Source organism: Eikenella sp., assembly GCF_057315495.1.
Window position 1 is genome coordinate 19,277 of record NZ_DBHKXY010000047.1, and the last position, 14,227, is coordinate 33,503.

A 14,227-nucleotide genomic window follows, 5' to 3' on the forward strand; every position below is an offset into this window, starting at 1 on the left:
CTGACAATCAGCCAAGACTGTTTTCAGGTAGCCTTTAATGGTGTTTTAGGGCAAGTTAAATCAATCTAAATTGCCCAATACGATGCGCAGGATGCGGCGGATCGGTTCGGCCGCGCCCCAGAGCAGTTGGTCGCCCACGGTGAAGGCGCTGATGTATTCGCCGCCCATGGCGAGCTTGCGGATGCGGCCTACGGGCACGGTGAGCGTGCCGGTAACGGCGGCGGGGGTGAGCTCGTGCATGCTGGCTTCTTTGGTGTTGGGCACAACTTTTACCCAATCGTTGGCGCCGGCCAGCAGGCTTTCGATTTCGGATACGGGCAGATCCTGTTTCAGCTTCAGGGTGATGGCTTGGCTGTGGCAGCGCATGGCGCCGATGCGTACGCACAAGCCTTCCACGATGGTGGGGCGGCTGCCGCCGAGGATTTTGTTGGTTTCAACGTCGCCTTTCCATTCTTCTTTGGATTGGCCGTTGCCCAGGTCTACGTCGATCCACGGAATCAGGCTGCCGGCCAGCGGCACGCCGAAGTTGGCTTTGGGGTAGTCGGGAGAGCGCAGGAAGTCGGATACTTTGCGGTCGATATCGAGGATGGCGCTGGCGGGGTCGGCCAGCTCGGCGGCCACTTGGCTGTGGATGGCGCCCATGCCGCTGATGAGTTCGCGCATGTTTTTGGCGCCCGCGCCGGAGGCGGCTTGGTAGGTCATGCTTGAAGCCCATTCCACCAGGCCATTTTGGAACAGGCCGCCCAGGGCCATGAGCATGAGGGAAACGGTGCAGTTGCCACCGATGTAGTTTTTCACGCCGTTTTGCAGGGCGTCGTCGATTACGTTACGGTTTACCGGGTCGAGCACGATCACGGCATCGTCGTTCATACGCAAGGCGGAGGCGGCATCGATCCAGTAGCCGTTCCAGCCGGATTCGCGCAGTTGGGAATACACGGATTTGGTGTAGTCGCCGCCCTGGCAGGTAACGATGATGTCCATTTTGGCCAATTCGGAGGGATTGTTGGCATCAAGCAGGGTTTTGGCGGCCTGGCCGAAATCGGGAGCGTTGCCGCCTACGTTGGAGGTGGTGAAGAAATAGGCTTCGGGGATGTGGGCGAAATCGTTTTCTTCGTGCATACGCTGCATCAAAACCGAGCCGACCATACCGCGCCAGCCGATAAATCCTACTTTTTGCATAACTGCTCCTTGATTGGTAAAGAAGTATGAATGAAATGAGACTGCCTTTTTAACCTTGCGGCAGAGAAAAGTAAAGAGGGAAACGGCAGAATTATGTTTTCAGGTAGCCTCTTAGGATTTGGCGGCTGTAGTTTTGCGGATAAACCCGCTATAATGCGCTTTGTTATTTTGTGTCTGCCCGGGCTGTTTGGCGCGGGTTTTTTTGGAATTCACGAAAGGTGTAAACATGAGCTTGAAGATTGCCATCAATGGCTATGGCCGCATCGGCCGCCAGGTGTTGCGCGCGATTTACGAATACGGCCTGCGCGACCAATTTGAAGTCGTTGCCATCAACACTGGAGGCGATTTGCCAATCAACGCCCATCTTACCAAATTCGACACCGTGCACGGCCGCTTTGCCGCCGAGGTGTCGCACGATGAAACCCATCTGATTGTGAACGGCGACAAAATCCGCTTCCTGTCTCAGCGCGATCCGTCCCAGCTGCCGTGGAAAGAGCTGGGCGTAGATTTGGTGATGGAGTGTACCGGCGCTTTCACCAGCAAAGAAAAAAGCTCGGCACACCTTCAGGCCGGTGCGAAAAAAGTGCTGATTTCCGCACCCGGCGGCGACGATGTGGACGCCACCGTCGTATACGGTGTGAACCACCAAGTGCTCACCCCTGAGATGACTGTTGTGTCCAACGCTTCCTGCACCACCAACTGTCTGGCACCTGTAGCCAAAGTGCTGGCTGAGGGCGTGGGCATTGCCAAAGGCCTGATGACCACCATCCACGCCTTTACGAATGACCAAGTGCTGACCGATGTGGACCACAAAGACCTGCGCCGCGCCCGTAGCGCGGTGGAAAACATGATTCCCACCAAAACCGGTGCCGCCAAAGCGGTGGGCTTGGTGTTGCCAGAGCTCAAAGGCAAACTGGACGGCTTCGCCGTGCGAGTGCCCACCATCAACGTTTCTCTGGTGGATTTAACTTTTGAAGCCGGCCGCGATACCAGCGCGGAAGAAATCAACACACTGCTAAAAGCCGCCAGCGAAGGCTACCTGAAAGGCGTGCTGGGCTACAACAGCATGCCGCTGGTGTCTTCCGATTTCAACCACACCACCCAGGCTTCCGTGTTCGACAGCACGCTGACCAAGGTTTCCAACGGCAATATGGTGAAAGTATTGTCTTGGTATGACAACGAATGGGGCTTCTCCTGCCAGATGCTGAACACTGCCCGCGCGATGTTCGGGATGCCGGTGCGCCCGTTTGAATAAGGCTGCTGCGTGATGGAAAAGGCTACCTGAAAAGTTTCAGGTAGCCTTTTGTGTGGAGTGTGGCTGGTGTTGCCATGCCGGCATTTGGTTTGCTTCTTTAATGTTGAAGGTAGCCACAAGATTTCAGGCTACCTGAAAATATGGCCGCATAGAAAAAGGCTACCTGAAACTTTTCAGGTAGCCTTTGCTCTTATCCCAACCGGCCTCAGGAAACCTGCTGCCGATACCATTCGATAAATGCCGCCGGCTCGGTAAAGCCGATGAGCGGGCTGCTGCGGCGGCCGTCGGGATGGATAACGAAGATGCCTGGTGGGCCGGGCAGGCCGTATTCCTGCAACAGCGCGCGCTGCTCAGGCGTGTTGTCGGTGAGGTCGATTTTGAATACGCGATCAGGCGGTACGGCAGCCTGCACTTCGGGGCGGCTGAAGGTTTTGTATTCCATCTCCTTGCAGCTGGCGCACCAGTCGGCATAAAAATCCAGCACCACCGGCTTGCCGCTGGCCAAAGCCTGTTGCATAGCGCTGTTGAGCTGCTGCGGCGCAGTGAATACCCGGTGCGCGGTTTGCTGCGGCGGGAACACGGTGAGCGCCTGGTGCAGGAAGGTGGGCTGCATGCGCACGCTCTGCACGGCGAAAAATACGCCCACGGTGAGCAGGAGGCTGCCCAGCCCCATAGCCAGCGGCTTGATTTGGCGGTTGCGCAGGTGTTTGCCCAACAGCAGGCCGCCGGGGATAACCAACAGCAGTGAATAAAGCGCCACGGTCAGGCCATAGGGCAGGAAGGGGGCGGCCAGATACACGGCCACGGCCAGTAGGATGATGCCGAAGGCATGTTTGATGCCGTTCATCCACGCGCCGGCCTTGGGCAGGACGTGTCCGCCGAATGTGCCCACCAAAATCAGCGGCACGCCGGTGCCCAGCGCCATGCTGTATAAAGCCAGGCCGCCCAGCGCGGCATCGCCGGTTTGGCCGATGTAGCCCAAGGCCACGGCCAGGGGCGGCGCCACGCAGGGGCCGACAATCAGCGCCGAGAGCATGCCCATCACAAACACGGAAGCCATTTTGCCGCCGGACAGCTTGCTGCTCTGCTGCTGGAAATAGCTTTGGATAAAGGAGGGCAGCTGGATGGTGAACACGTCGAACATGCCCAGCGCCAGCACCACAATCAGCGCGGCGGCGGAAAGCACCACCCACGGCTGTTGCAGCCACACGGTGAGCAGCGAGCCGGTGAGCCCGGCCAGCACGCCCACGGCGGCATAGGTGAGCGCCAGTCCCTGCACATACACCGAAGACAAAATCAGCCCGCGGCATTTGCCGGCATTGGCACGGTCTCCCACGATGATGCCCGACACAATGGGCAGCAGGGGATACATGCAGGCGGTAAAACTCAAGCCAATGCCGAAACTAAAAAAAGCCAGCAGGTTTGCCCCCAATGTGTCGCGCGACAGGCTGAACGGGCTTTTGCGCGGCTGCGGCACGGGGCTGGCTGCGGGTGCGCCATCTTGCGGCGCGGTAAAGCGGTTGCTGCCGCCGGCGGGCGGGGTAGCTGTATCGCCATACACGCCCGTGCCTTTAATTTCCAGCGTTTTAGTGACCGGCGGATAGCACACGCCCACATCCGCGCAGCCTTGGTAGGAGAGCGTGATGCGGTAAGTGGCGGGTGCAGTGGATTGGAAGGGCAGTTTCACCACGGCTTGGTGGTAGTGCACGGTTTGCTTGCCAAAAAATTCGTCTTCCTTTTCCTTGCCTGGCGAAAACTCAGCCGCGCCCAGCAGGCCGGATGGCTCGGTTTCCACATGGATTTTTTCTTGATAGAGATAATAGCCGTCGGCAATTTGGAATTGTACGGCCACATCCTGCTCGCCCGTCGCCACCGTGGGGCGGAACGCCTGCTCCGCCGGCAGCAGCTGGCCGGCATCGATCGCATGTGCCGCCATGCCGGAGCCCAATAGCACGGGCAGGATGAAAGATTGAATCAGTTTTTTAAACATATAAGGCTACCTGAAAGCGTTAGCTTCAACGAAGTTGAAACAAGGGCACAAAAATGTGCGCGGATTATAAGGAAATAGTAACTTGCCCGCCATGGGCTTAATTTAACAAAGCGATTGATGAAATTAACTTTGCCGCCACAGCCGGCTTATTGGATAGACGAGCGGTACGCACTGTTTCTGACAGACGCAGTAAAATAATTATGCCCGCCGCCGTCTTTTAGCTTGAAAATCGGCTGCCCCGCCCCATTTGGCAGGGCAAAAGCCCTCTTTCAAAGGAATTTTTATGTCTCATCATCAGCAACAGCAAAACCAAAACTCCGAAACCGAACTCCCGCAGCAAGAAGCCCAGGCCGAAGCGGCCGAGCCGCAGGCCAACGCCGAAGCCGCCGCCGAACCTACGCCGGAGCAGCTGGCTCAACGCGTGGCCGAACTGGAAGCCGAGCTGGCCGATATCAACAAGTACCATCAGGCTGAGCTGCAAAACCTAGGCCGCCGCCATCAGGAAGAAATCCAGGCTGCCCACAAATTTGCCGCCAAGAAATTTGCCGAAGAATTGTTGAAAGTAAAAGACTATTTGGAAATGGCGCTGCTCGACCAAAGCGGTAATTTCGATGCGTTGAAAATGGGCGTAGACATGACCCTCACCGAGCTCAAGCGTGCCTTCGAGCAAGCTCAAATTAAAGAAATTCTGCCCCAGCCCGGCGATAAGCTCGACCCGCACCGCCACCAGGCTTTCCAAACTGTGGAAAGCGAGCAAGAGCCGAACACCATCGTGAATGTGATGCAGAAGGGCTATACCCTGCACGACCGCGTACTGCGCCCCGCCACGGTGTCCGTTGCCAAGGTGCCGGAGACGAAATAGCTTTCGAGCTATAAACACAATTTCAGGTAGCCTGCTATATCGAAAGCAGGCTACCTGAAAATTTTGGCGTACAGTAAAGCGTTTGCTTCAATAAAAAGGCTACCTGAAAACGCAGCGCAGCGAAGTTTCTGCGCAGCTAAAGTTTCAGGTAGCCTTTGTTGTATCCATTTTTAGCTAGCGCTGAGCATTGGCCGTTTTGCCGAAACGCCGGATGCCGTTTTCGCACACCCACACATCCATCTGCATATCGTGCTCTTCGGCGGGCAGGATATCGGTTTCCTGGCAGGCGAAACCCGCGCCGATTTTGTGCGGGCAGAGGCGGTGGCGGGTGGCGGCGAGGGTAACGTCGTAGAAGCCGCCGCCTTGGCCGAGACGGTAGCCGCGCCGGTCGATACCGACTAGGGGGATGATGATGCTATGCAGGTTGTGGATGCGGATTTTACGGCCGGCAAATTGGGGGATGTTCAGTTTGCCTTGGCGGCGGCGTTCGGGGCGGCCTTGTTGCGGGAAAGGGGTAAACCACAGGCGCTGGCGGCGTAGTTCGATGTAGGGCAGGTAGAGCTCGGTGCCGCGCGATCGGGCGGCGGCGGCGAGGCTGTCGAGCCGTAGCTCGCTACCAATGGGCCAATAGATGGCCAGCCGTTTGCCGCGTTTCAGGTAGCCTTTGAGCAGGTTGTTGATGCGCTTCTCGGCACGCTGACGTGCGGCAGGCATAAGGCCTTGCCGTTGGCGGCGGAAGTGGCGGCGGAGGTCGATTTTACTTGGCATGGCAGGCTCAGTGGTTTAGGTGAGGCCTTTTTTCAGGCGGGTCCAGCTTTCGGGGTCTTCCTGCCATTCTACGCTTTCGCCACGCAGTATGGCCTGCATCATTTGGGCGGTTTCGGTATCGATTTCGCGGGCGGCTTGGAGCAGGGGCTCGTTGGCGAATATGGGCAGGTCGGGGTTGTATTTTTCGGCCATTTTGTCCATCTGGTAGCGGTCGCGGGCGGCGTAGAATTCACTGAGCTCTTGGGCTTTTTCGGAGTTGATGCCGAGTTTTTCCAGCGCGAGGCGGCCGCTGCGGATGGCGGCATCTACGGTTTCGCGGATGATGTAGTTGGCGCCGGCGTGGTGTAGGTGGTAGGCATGGATGCGGTCGTAGGCGCGGGTAATCACCGGCAGGTTGGGGTAGTGGCGGTGGACGAATTCCACGATTGAGGTGGCGTGCTCGAGGTTGCTGATGCAGATAATGAGCAGCTTGGCGTGTGCCAGGCCAATGGAATTGAGCAGCTCGGGGCGGGTGGCGTCGCCGTAGTAGGTTTTGCTGCCGTATTTGGTAAGGCCTTCTACCGTGTCGGCTTGGTAGTCGATCACGGTGGTGTGGAAGCCGCAGGCGGTGAGCATGCTGTTGATTTGCTGGCCGAATCGGCCGTGGCCGAGCAGGATGACGGGGTTTTCCTCTTCAATCACGTCGTGTGGGCGCTCTTGGTTTTCTTCCACGATGCCGCGTGGGGCGATCACTTTGTCGTAGAAGATGAACAGGAGCGGGGTGAGCAGCATGGAGAGGGCAACCACCAACGAGATGCGGTCGGCCATGGCGCGCGGCAGCACATGGCTCTGGCGGGCGATGGTAAGCAGCACAAAGCCGAATTCACCGGCCTGCGCCAGGCTGAGCGCGAGCAGTTTGCTGCCCATGCGCGGCAGGCGGAATAGCAGGCCGAGGATGAAGAGAATAATGCCTTTTACTGCCAATGTGGCTAAGGTGATGGCAGCCACCACCCAGAACTCTTTAGCCAGCAGAGTGAAATTCATGCCCGCACCCACGGTGATGAAAAACAGCCCCAAGAGCAGGCCTTTGAAGGGCTCGAGATGGCTTTCCATTTCGTGCCGGTAGGAGCTGTTGGCCAGCGCCACACCGGCCACGAATGCGCCCAACGCGGGGGAGAGGCCGACGAGCGACATCAGCGTGGCGATGCCCACCACCAAGGCCAGGGTGAACATGGTGAACATTTCGTTGAGGCGGACTTTGCTGATGAAGCGGAACATGCGCGGTACCAGATAACGTACGCCCACGGCAATGGCCAAAATGGCGACAATGCTCACGGCGGCGAGCACCCAGCCGGGCTGGTCGGCCAAAAGGTTGGTGGTGTGCTGGCTGCGCGGGTGGTGGCCGACGGCCAAGAGCGGTAAGAGTGCCAGCATCGGGATGGCGGCCACGTCTTGAAACAGCAGGATGGCAAAGCCTGCCTGCCCGCCGGGCGACTGCATCAGATTTTTTTCGCTGTAGGTTTGCAGCACGATGGCGGTGGAGGAGAGCGCCAGGATGCAGCCCACGGCCACGCCCATCTGCCAGCTTTTGCCGATGGCTATGGTGATGCCGGCAATCGCTGCCACAGAAAGCAGCACCTGCAATCCGCCCAGCCCCAAGAGTTTATGCCGCAGCTGCCACAGCTTTTGCGGCGCCAGCTCCAAACCGACCAGAAACAGCATCATCACCACGCCGAATTCGGCAACGTGCTGGATGGATTCGGTTTCTTTGCCGGCGAAGCCTAAAACCGGGCCGATGGCGATGCCGGCCATCAAATAGCCCAATACTGAACCCAAGCCCAGTTTTTTGGAGATGAGCACGGCGGCAACGGCGAAAGCCAGGTAGGTGAAGGAATAAAGCAGGATGGTGGTCATGGGCGTGTTTTAGGTAAGTGGTGTTTGAAATAAAGGGTTACAGTTTTCAGGTAGCCTTTTGCCGCAGGAGGGCTACCTGAAAACAGCAGGCTGGTTTCGGCGAAACTGCCGTATGTTTCTGGCGGACTAGCGGCAATCAGTACCGTGCGGCTTCGGCAATCAGTTTTTCTACCAGTTGCGGCACACCGTCTTTGGCCTTGGCTTCGATGACGCTGATGTTTGCCAAGCCCACCGGCGGCCGCGGATCGACCAGATAGCGTTCGGCCTCGTAGGGCGCGTATTCCACCAGGCCGGCGGCGGGATACACCTGCATCGAGGTGCCAACCACCAGCACTTTATCGGCCTGCGACACCCAGCGGGCAGCGGTTTCAATCAGCGGCACGGCCTCGCCGAACCAAACGATGTGTGGGCGCATGGGGTAGCCTTGCGGGTCGGTGTCGCTGACGGATTGGTCGCCCGTCCATTCGATGATGTAGTTTTCGTCGGCGCTGCTGCGGGCTTTATTCAGTTCGCCGTGCAGGTGCAGCACGGTACTGCTGCCGGCACGTTCATGCAGGTCGTCCACGTTTTGGGTAACAATTTGAACCTGATAATATTTTTCCAGTTCGGCCAGCGCGAGGTGGGCAGCGTTGGGTTCGGCAGCCTGCGCTTGGCGGCGGCGTTCGTTGTAAAAATCGATCACGAGCCGGGGATTGCGTGCGAAGGCTTCGGGCGTGCACACTTCTTCCACTTTGTAGCCTTCCCACAGGCCGTCGGTATCGCGGAAGGTGCGCAGGCCGCTGTCGGCACTGATGCCGGCACCGGTGAGGACGACGATTTTTTGCATGGTTTGCTTTCTTTTGGGTTTTATTTAGAGCGCTCGTTTTCAGGTAGCCTAGGCTGCTTGAAAGAGGCTACCTGAAAAATGGGATATAGATTTTCAGGTAGCCTTTGCGTTTAAAACCGGCGGTGCTGCAGGGCGGGCAGTTGGTTGCGCACGGTGTGCAGGCGTTGTGGCTTGAGTTCGGCCATGATCCAGCCTTCGCCTTCGGGCCGTTCGGCAAGGATTTCGCCCCAGGGATCGATAATCATGCTGTGGCCGTAGGTGCGTCGGCCGCTGTCGTGCAGGCCGCCTTGGGCGGCGGCAATAACGTAGCATTGGTTTTCGATGGCACGGGCTTGCAGCAGGGTTTGCCAGTGGGCTTTGCCGGTGGTGTAGGTGAAGGCGGCGGGCAGGAGGAGTACGTCGAACGGCTGCTGGGCGCGGAATATTTCGGGGAAGCGCAGGTCGTAGCACACGCCTTGGCCGTAGCGCCAGCCGTCGATTTCCACAGACGGGGGGATGCTGTTGCCGGCTTCGATGGTATCGGCTTCACGGTAGCTTTCGCCAATGCCGGTGTAGCTGAAGAGGTGGGCTTTGTCGTAGCGGCTGAGGCATTGGCCGTCGCGGCCGTATACGAGCAGGCTGTTGATGATTTTGCCGCTTTCGTTGGCGAGCAGGGGGATGCTGCCGCCGAATAAGACAATGCGGTGGCGGGCGGCCAGCTCGGCCATGAAGATTTGCAGCGGGCCGCGGCCGAATTGTTCGGCTTGGGTGAGTTTGTCGGTGTCGTGCCGGCCCATTAGCGACCAGTATTCGGGCAGCAGCACCCAGTCGGCGCCGGCTTGGGCGGCAGCAGCTACTTGCTGTACGACACTGCGGCGGTTGACGGCGGGGTCGGTGTGGGAAACGAGTTGGATGGCGGCGGCGCGGATAGTTTGCATGGTGTGTTCGATGTTAGGTGGTAAAACAAGGGTGGAGGCTACCTGAAAGCATCTGCTTCAGCAGGGTTAAAACAATATCTTGTTGCGGGTGGCTGTTTCGACGAAGCCAAAATTATTTCAGGTAGCCTTAGATTTATTGCTGGTGCAATCGGGTGGCGTAATCCACTTCTTCGCGGCTGCCCATGATTACGGCCACGCGTTGGTGCAGGCCTTCGGGCTGAATATCGAGCATGCTCTCGCGGGCATTGGTGCTGGTGCCGCCGGCTTGTTCGATAATCAGGCTCAAGGGATTGGCTTCATACATCAGGCGCAGTTTGCCGGGCTTGGCCGGGTCGCGCGCGTCTTTGGGATACATAAAGATGCCGCCACGCATGAGGATGCGGTGGATTTCGGCCACCATGCTGGCCACCCAGCGCATATTGTAGTTTTTGCCGCGAGGGCCGGTTTCTCCGGCGAGCAGCTCGGCAATGTATTGCTGCATGGGTGGCTGCCAATGGCGCTGGTTGGACATATTGATGGCAAATTCGCGCGTGGCCTGCGGAATTTTCGGGTTGAGCTGGGTTTGGACAAATTGGCCGCCGGCATCCAGCGTAAACACGGCCACACCGTGGCTCAGGCAGAGTACAAGCTGGGTTTGCGGCCCGTAGAGCGTGTAGCCGCTGGCTACTTGGGCGCGGCCGCTTTGCAGGAAGGATTGGGTGGAAAGCGGGCCTGCAGGTTTTTCCAAGATGGAGAAGATGGTGCCGACTGAAATATTGATGTCGATATTGGATGAGCCGTCTAAAGGGTCGAACAGCACGAGATAGCGGCCTTGCTCGTTGATAGACACGAACTGTTCTTCTTCTTCGCTGGCCAAACCGGCCACGGCGGGGTTGGCAGAGAGGGAGTCAATCAGGATTTGGTTGGCGATCACGTCCAGTTTTTTCTGGGCTTCGTCTTGCACATTGCTGCTGCCGGCTTCGCCCAGCACGCCGGCGAGCGCACCCTGGCGCACTTGGCCGCTGATGGTTTGGCAGGCTTGGACAATGGTGGAAACCACGCTGCCTAATTCGGCAGGCAGTTGGTGTTCGGCGAGGTGTTGCTGGAGGAATTGGGACAGAGTGGGCATGGGGAGCTCGATTAGGATGTTTTGCGGGTTATCTGTGTTAAAGGCTACCTGAAAAGTTTGGTATGGTTCACACGCCGTTACGTTGAATTTGAACTGCGTAGAGATATTGCTTTCAGGTAGCCTGTTGGTATGACCGTATTCTACCCGCACAGTGGCTGGATGGGGTAGGGTTTGCAGGGAGAAATTTGCCGTGCCGTTTGCTGTTCTGTTTGTTTAATGGCGTTTGTTGCTGCCGCTGCTAGGGTGGCTTTGGAGCATGATGCCTTCTATTTCGCGTTGGAAATCCGGCCATAGGCGTTGGGCAGCTTGCTGGTTATGTATATCTAGCATATTAATCAGCGATGGCATATAGGTTTTTGCAAATTCGCCCTGCTTACGCAATACGCTTTGTCCGAGTGGCGTACCGTAGAAAGCAATCATGGCATCTACTTCTTCTTGAGTATAAGTTTTGCGCATGGCATCGCGCTGAATACGGCGTAATTCGCTCACAACCTCTTCAGATTGGAAAACTTCACGGTTGACACGATGGGTATAGCGTTGCAAAACCTCTGTCAATGCAGTGCGTTGTGTTGGTGTCAGTTCGTTATCGCTATTGAGGCGGCGGGTAATGTACTGCTTGACTATATCGGAGGATGCGGGCAGGATAGTTCGGATTTGGGAGGGAGTATCCTGCAACTCAATCAGCCGGTTAAGAGATTCGTCAGACGGTGTTTGCGCGGCGGCGGGCAGGGCGACCAAGAGTGCGGCCAAGACAAGGCTGCGCAGCATGAAGGTGCGGAAAGTGTAAAACATGGCGTTTCCTTATTAGAAACAGGGACTACCTGAAAAAGGAACAGGCAAAACACGGCAGCCGCAGAACGGGCTATTGTTTGCCACGGTGGTACTCACGGGTGAAAAAACTGCAATCGTCATGCCCGTGAGTGGTGAGCGGCTTGCGCTGGCGGTGGTGCTGTTTCAGGCGCACCAGCAGCCATAGCAACAGAGCCAGTAATAAGAAAGAAAGAGAAAGAGATAAATCGAACATCGCTGCCCCCGCAAGTAATGGCACGAAACACTTTGCATCCCTAATTATTTTGCTAGTTTGCTTGGCAAGGCAGTGAAGCCTTGGTTATGCGGGATGAAGTTGTTCGGCTGTAGGTATCAGAATCGGTGTTTGTTATCTGTTTGTTATCGCGGCGCGTGGCCGGTTTTTAAAGCTTGCCACTTTGAGCGGCAGCAAGCTGTTTGCTTGTTATGTTTCAGCAAGCTCCTCTGTTTCAAAAACCTTTGTATCTGTTTTAAATTATAGCGATTTCTTTACATTTATGTCCAGTAAGTGGCTAAAGTGCGGGGAAAGGTTAAGGCATATGTGCAACAAGTGCGTTATTGTGGACAATAAGTATAAAATTATGCTTACTCTTGCGTTTCTCATATAATTTCTACTTGCTTTTGTGTCTATGAATGTCTATTATACCAGTAATTAGCAAATTTCCGGTTTAAATTAGACTGAAAGTCCATTATGAAGCTTGATATTGATCTCCTGATTGCTTATTTCGGTGGCGTAAACGCATTGGCCGAGGCCTTACGCCGGCATGATCCTGAAGGGGCCGCTTCCACCGCAGCCATTTACAAATGGCGCACACGCGGTTCGCTGCCGTTGGCACAGCTGCAAAGGCTGACTGCCTTGGCTGAAGCGCAAGGCAGGCCGTTGGATTTGAATGCTTTTCTGGAGCAGCAGCCTACTTTGCAGCGCGCCCCGGCACAGCCAGGCAACAGCCGCATAGTGGTATTCGATACCACTTTGCGCGATGGTGAGCAATCCCCGGGTGCCGCCATGACAAAGGAAGAAAAAGTGCGCGTGGCACGGCAGCTGGAGAGGCTGGGGGTGGATGTCATCGAGGCCGGTTTTGCTGCAGCCAGCCCGGGCGACTGGGAGGCAGTGCATGAAATCGCGCAAACCATTACTGAATCAACCGTTTGCTCCTTGGCGCGGGCGGTAGAGAACGATATACGCAAGGCCGGCGAGGCGATTGCACCCGCACCGAAAAAGCGCATCCACACCTTCATCGCCACCAGTCCCATCCATATGGAATACAAGCTGAAAATGAAGCCGCAGCAGGTGATCGATGCAGCGGTGAAAGCGGTGAAAATTGCCAAAGAATACACGGACGACGTGGAATTCTCTGCAGAAGATGCAGTGCGCTCCGATTTGGATTTTTTGGCAAAAATCTTCACGGCAGTTATTGATGCGGGTGCCACCACCATCAATATCCCCGATACCGTGGGCTATTCTGTCCCATCCGCATGGTACGAGCGCATCAGCAGCATCATCCGCAGCGTACCCAACGGCGGCAAAGTGGTTTGGTCCACCCACTGCCACAACGATTTGGGTATGGCTGTGGCCAACTCGCTGGCCGCAATTCAGGCAGGCGTTCGGCAAGTGGAATGTACCATCAACGGCCTGGGCGAACGCGCGGGCAATGCCAGCTTGGAAGAAATCGTGATGGCGCTGAAAGTGCGGCACGACTTGTTCGGCTTGGAAACCGGCATTGATACCACCCAAATCGTGCCTGCGTCTAAATTGGTATCCAGCATCACCGGCTATCCGGTGCAGCCCAATAAGGCCATTGTGGGTGCCAACGCTTTTGCCCACGAATCTGGCATCCACCAAGACGGCGTGCTCAAACATCGGGAAACCTATGAAATTATGTCGGCCGAATCGGTGGGCTGGTCGGCCAACCGATTGAGTTTGGGTAAACTTTCCGGCCGCAATGCCTTCAAAACCAAATTGGCCGAGCTGGGCATTGAATTGGGTAGCGAGGAAGCGCTCAATGCTGCTTTTGCCCGCTTCAAAGAGCTGGCTGATAAAAAACGCGAAATTTTTGACGAAGACCTGCATGTGCTGGTGTCGGACGAAATGTCTAATCTCACGCCTGATCGTTATAAATTCATCTCGCAGCGAATCTTTACCGAAACTGGCGAATTGCCGCGCGCGGAAATCGTGTTCAGCGCCGACGGCGAAGAGCGGCATGCTGAAGCCACCGGCTCCGGCCCGGTGGATGCAATTTTCAAAGCCATTGAAAGCGTGGTGCAAAGCGGCGCCGAATTGCAGATTTATTCGGTGAATGCTGTAACCTTTGGTGCGGAAAGCCAAGGCGAAACCGGCGTGCGCCTAGCCAGAAACGGCCGTGTGGCCAACGGCCAGGGTGCGGATACCGATATTTTGGCTGCCACCGCCAAAGCCTACCTTTCCGCGTTGAACAAGCTGGAAGGCGGTGAAAAAGTGAAGGCACAGGGCGGGATTTAGCAGGATTCTGTTTTCCGCTTGCTTTTGAAATACCGCTCTGAGGCATCATGCCACAGGGCGGTTTGATTTTGCGTGAAAGGCTACCTGAAAATATAGTGGATTAAATTTAAATCAGGACAAGGCGGCGAGCCGCAGACAGTACA

Annotated in this window: 12 protein-coding genes; 3 read left to right on the forward strand and 9 right to left on the reverse strand. The window is 56.6% G+C overall.

Annotated features, from left to right (window positions below; genetic code table 11):
* Window positions 1-60: 60 nt before the first annotated feature.
* A complete protein-coding gene (gene asd, locus ACO6EE_RS08790; RefSeq protein ID WP_485960670.1) occupies window positions 61-1,179 on the reverse strand; it encodes an aspartate-semialdehyde dehydrogenase in 1,119 nt (372 codons plus the stop codon).
* Between the two features lie 226 nt (window positions 1,180-1,405).
* Between asd and gap the strand changes: the two genes are divergently transcribed.
* Entirely contained in the window at window positions 1,406-2,434 is a 1,029-nt protein-coding gene (gene gap / locus ACO6EE_RS08795; RefSeq protein ID WP_485960671.1) for a type I glyceraldehyde-3-phosphate dehydrogenase, read from the forward strand.
* A gap of 205 nt (window positions 2,435-2,639) precedes the next feature.
* Here gap and dsbD read toward each other — a convergent pair whose 3' ends face one another.
* On the reverse strand, window positions 2,640-4,424 hold the full coding sequence (gene dsbD, locus ACO6EE_RS08800; RefSeq protein WP_485960672.1) for a protein-disulfide reductase DsbD: 1,785 nt from the start codon (window positions 4,422-4,424) through the stop codon (window positions 2,640-2,642).
* A 283-nt stretch (window positions 4,425-4,707) separates the two neighbouring features.
* On the opposite strand from dsbD, the gene grpE reads away from it, so the two are divergent.
* Window positions 4,708-5,286: a nucleotide exchange factor GrpE gene (gene grpE / locus ACO6EE_RS08805; protein WP_485960673.1), complete on the forward strand. Its 579-nt coding sequence runs from the start codon at window positions 4,708-4,710 to the stop codon at window positions 5,284-5,286.
* 174 nt (window positions 5,287-5,460) lie between these two features.
* On the opposite strand, the gene ACO6EE_RS08810 is transcribed toward grpE, so the two are convergent.
* From ACO6EE_RS08810 to ACO6EE_RS08840, 7 genes are all read right to left on the reverse strand, one after another.
* Window positions 5,461-6,054: a 5-formyltetrahydrofolate cyclo-ligase gene (locus tag ACO6EE_RS08810; RefSeq protein WP_485960674.1), complete on the reverse strand. Its 594-nt coding sequence runs from the start codon at window positions 6,052-6,054 to the stop codon at window positions 5,461-5,463.
* A 15-nt stretch (window positions 6,055-6,069) separates the two neighbouring features.
* Entirely contained in the window at window positions 6,070-7,947 is a 1,878-nt protein-coding gene (locus ACO6EE_RS08815; RefSeq protein WP_485960675.1) for a monovalent cation:proton antiporter-2 (CPA2) family protein, read from the reverse strand.
* Between the two features lie 136 nt (window positions 7,948-8,083).
* Window positions 8,084-8,773 carry an SIR2 family NAD-dependent protein deacylase gene (locus ACO6EE_RS08820; protein WP_485960676.1) on the reverse strand — a complete coding sequence of 230 codons (690 nt, stop codon included), beginning with the start codon at window positions 8,771-8,773 and terminating at the stop codon, window positions 8,084-8,086.
* A 110-nt stretch (window positions 8,774-8,883) separates the two neighbouring features.
* On the reverse strand, window positions 8,884-9,690 hold the full coding sequence (locus ACO6EE_RS08825) for a carbon-nitrogen hydrolase family protein (protein ID WP_485960677.1): 807 nt from the start codon (window positions 9,688-9,690) through the stop codon (window positions 8,884-8,886).
* Window positions 9,691-9,823: 133 nt separating this feature from the next.
* Window positions 9,824-10,798, reverse strand: a complete 975-nt coding sequence (locus tag ACO6EE_RS08830) for a class 1 fructose-bisphosphatase (RefSeq protein ID WP_485960678.1) — start codon at window positions 10,796-10,798, stop codon at window positions 9,824-9,826.
* A gap of 213 nt (window positions 10,799-11,011) precedes the next feature.
* Entirely contained in the window at window positions 11,012-11,590 is a 579-nt protein-coding gene (locus tag ACO6EE_RS08835) for a DUF2059 domain-containing protein (RefSeq protein WP_485960679.1), read from the reverse strand.
* Window positions 11,591-11,660: 70 nt separating this feature from the next.
* Window positions 11,661-11,822, reverse strand: a complete 162-nt coding sequence (locus ACO6EE_RS08840; protein WP_485960680.1) for a hypothetical protein — start codon at window positions 11,820-11,822, stop codon at window positions 11,661-11,663.
* Window positions 11,823-12,296: 474 nt separating this feature from the next.
* Between ACO6EE_RS08840 and ACO6EE_RS08845 the strand changes: the two genes are divergently transcribed.
* Complete coding sequence (locus ACO6EE_RS08845) at window positions 12,297-14,084, forward strand: 2-isopropylmalate synthase (RefSeq protein WP_485960681.1); 1,788 nt, start codon at window positions 12,297-12,299, stop codon at window positions 14,082-14,084.
* Window positions 14,085-14,227 lie beyond the last annotated feature (143 nt).

Excerpts from the sequence above, each read along its gene's own strand:
- grpE (WP_485960673.1), top strand. The coding sequence starts at position 4,708 with ATGTCTCATCATCAGCAACAGCAAAACCAAAACTCCGAAACCGAACTC.
- ACO6EE_RS08825 (WP_485960677.1), bottom strand. The coding sequence starts at position 9,690 with ATGCAAACTATCCGCGCCGCCGCCATCCAACTCGTTTCCCACACCGAC.
- asd (WP_485960670.1), bottom strand. The coding sequence starts at position 1,179 with ATGCAAAAAGTAGGATTTATCGGCTGGCGCGGTATGGTCGGCTCGGTT.
- ACO6EE_RS08810 (WP_485960674.1), bottom strand. The coding sequence starts at position 6,054 with ATGCCAAGTAAAATCGACCTCCGCCGCCACTTCCGCCGCCAACGGCAA.
- gap (WP_485960671.1), top strand. The coding sequence starts at position 1,406 with ATGAGCTTGAAGATTGCCATCAATGGCTATGGCCGCATCGGCCGCCAG.
- ACO6EE_RS08830 (WP_485960678.1), bottom strand. The coding sequence starts at position 10,798 with ATGCCCACTCTGTCCCAATTCCTCCAGCAACACCTCGCCGAACACCAA.
- dsbD (WP_485960672.1), bottom strand. The coding sequence starts at position 4,424 with ATGTTTAAAAAACTGATTCAATCTTTCATCCTGCCCGTGCTATTGGGC.
- ACO6EE_RS08820 (WP_485960676.1), bottom strand. The coding sequence starts at position 8,773 with ATGCAAAAAATCGTCGTCCTCACCGGTGCCGGCATCAGTGCCGACAGC.
- ACO6EE_RS08835 (WP_485960679.1), bottom strand. The coding sequence starts at position 11,590 with ATGTTTTACACTTTCCGCACCTTCATGCTGCGCAGCCTTGTCTTGGCC.
- ACO6EE_RS08840 (WP_485960680.1), bottom strand. The coding sequence starts at position 11,822 with ATGTTCGATTTATCTCTTTCTCTTTCTTTCTTATTACTGGCTCTGTTG.
- ACO6EE_RS08815 (WP_485960675.1), bottom strand. The coding sequence starts at position 7,947 with ATGACCACCATCCTGCTTTATTCCTTCACCTACCTGGCTTTCGCCGTT.
- ACO6EE_RS08845 (WP_485960681.1), top strand. The coding sequence starts at position 12,297 with ATGAAGCTTGATATTGATCTCCTGATTGCTTATTTCGGTGGCGTAAAC.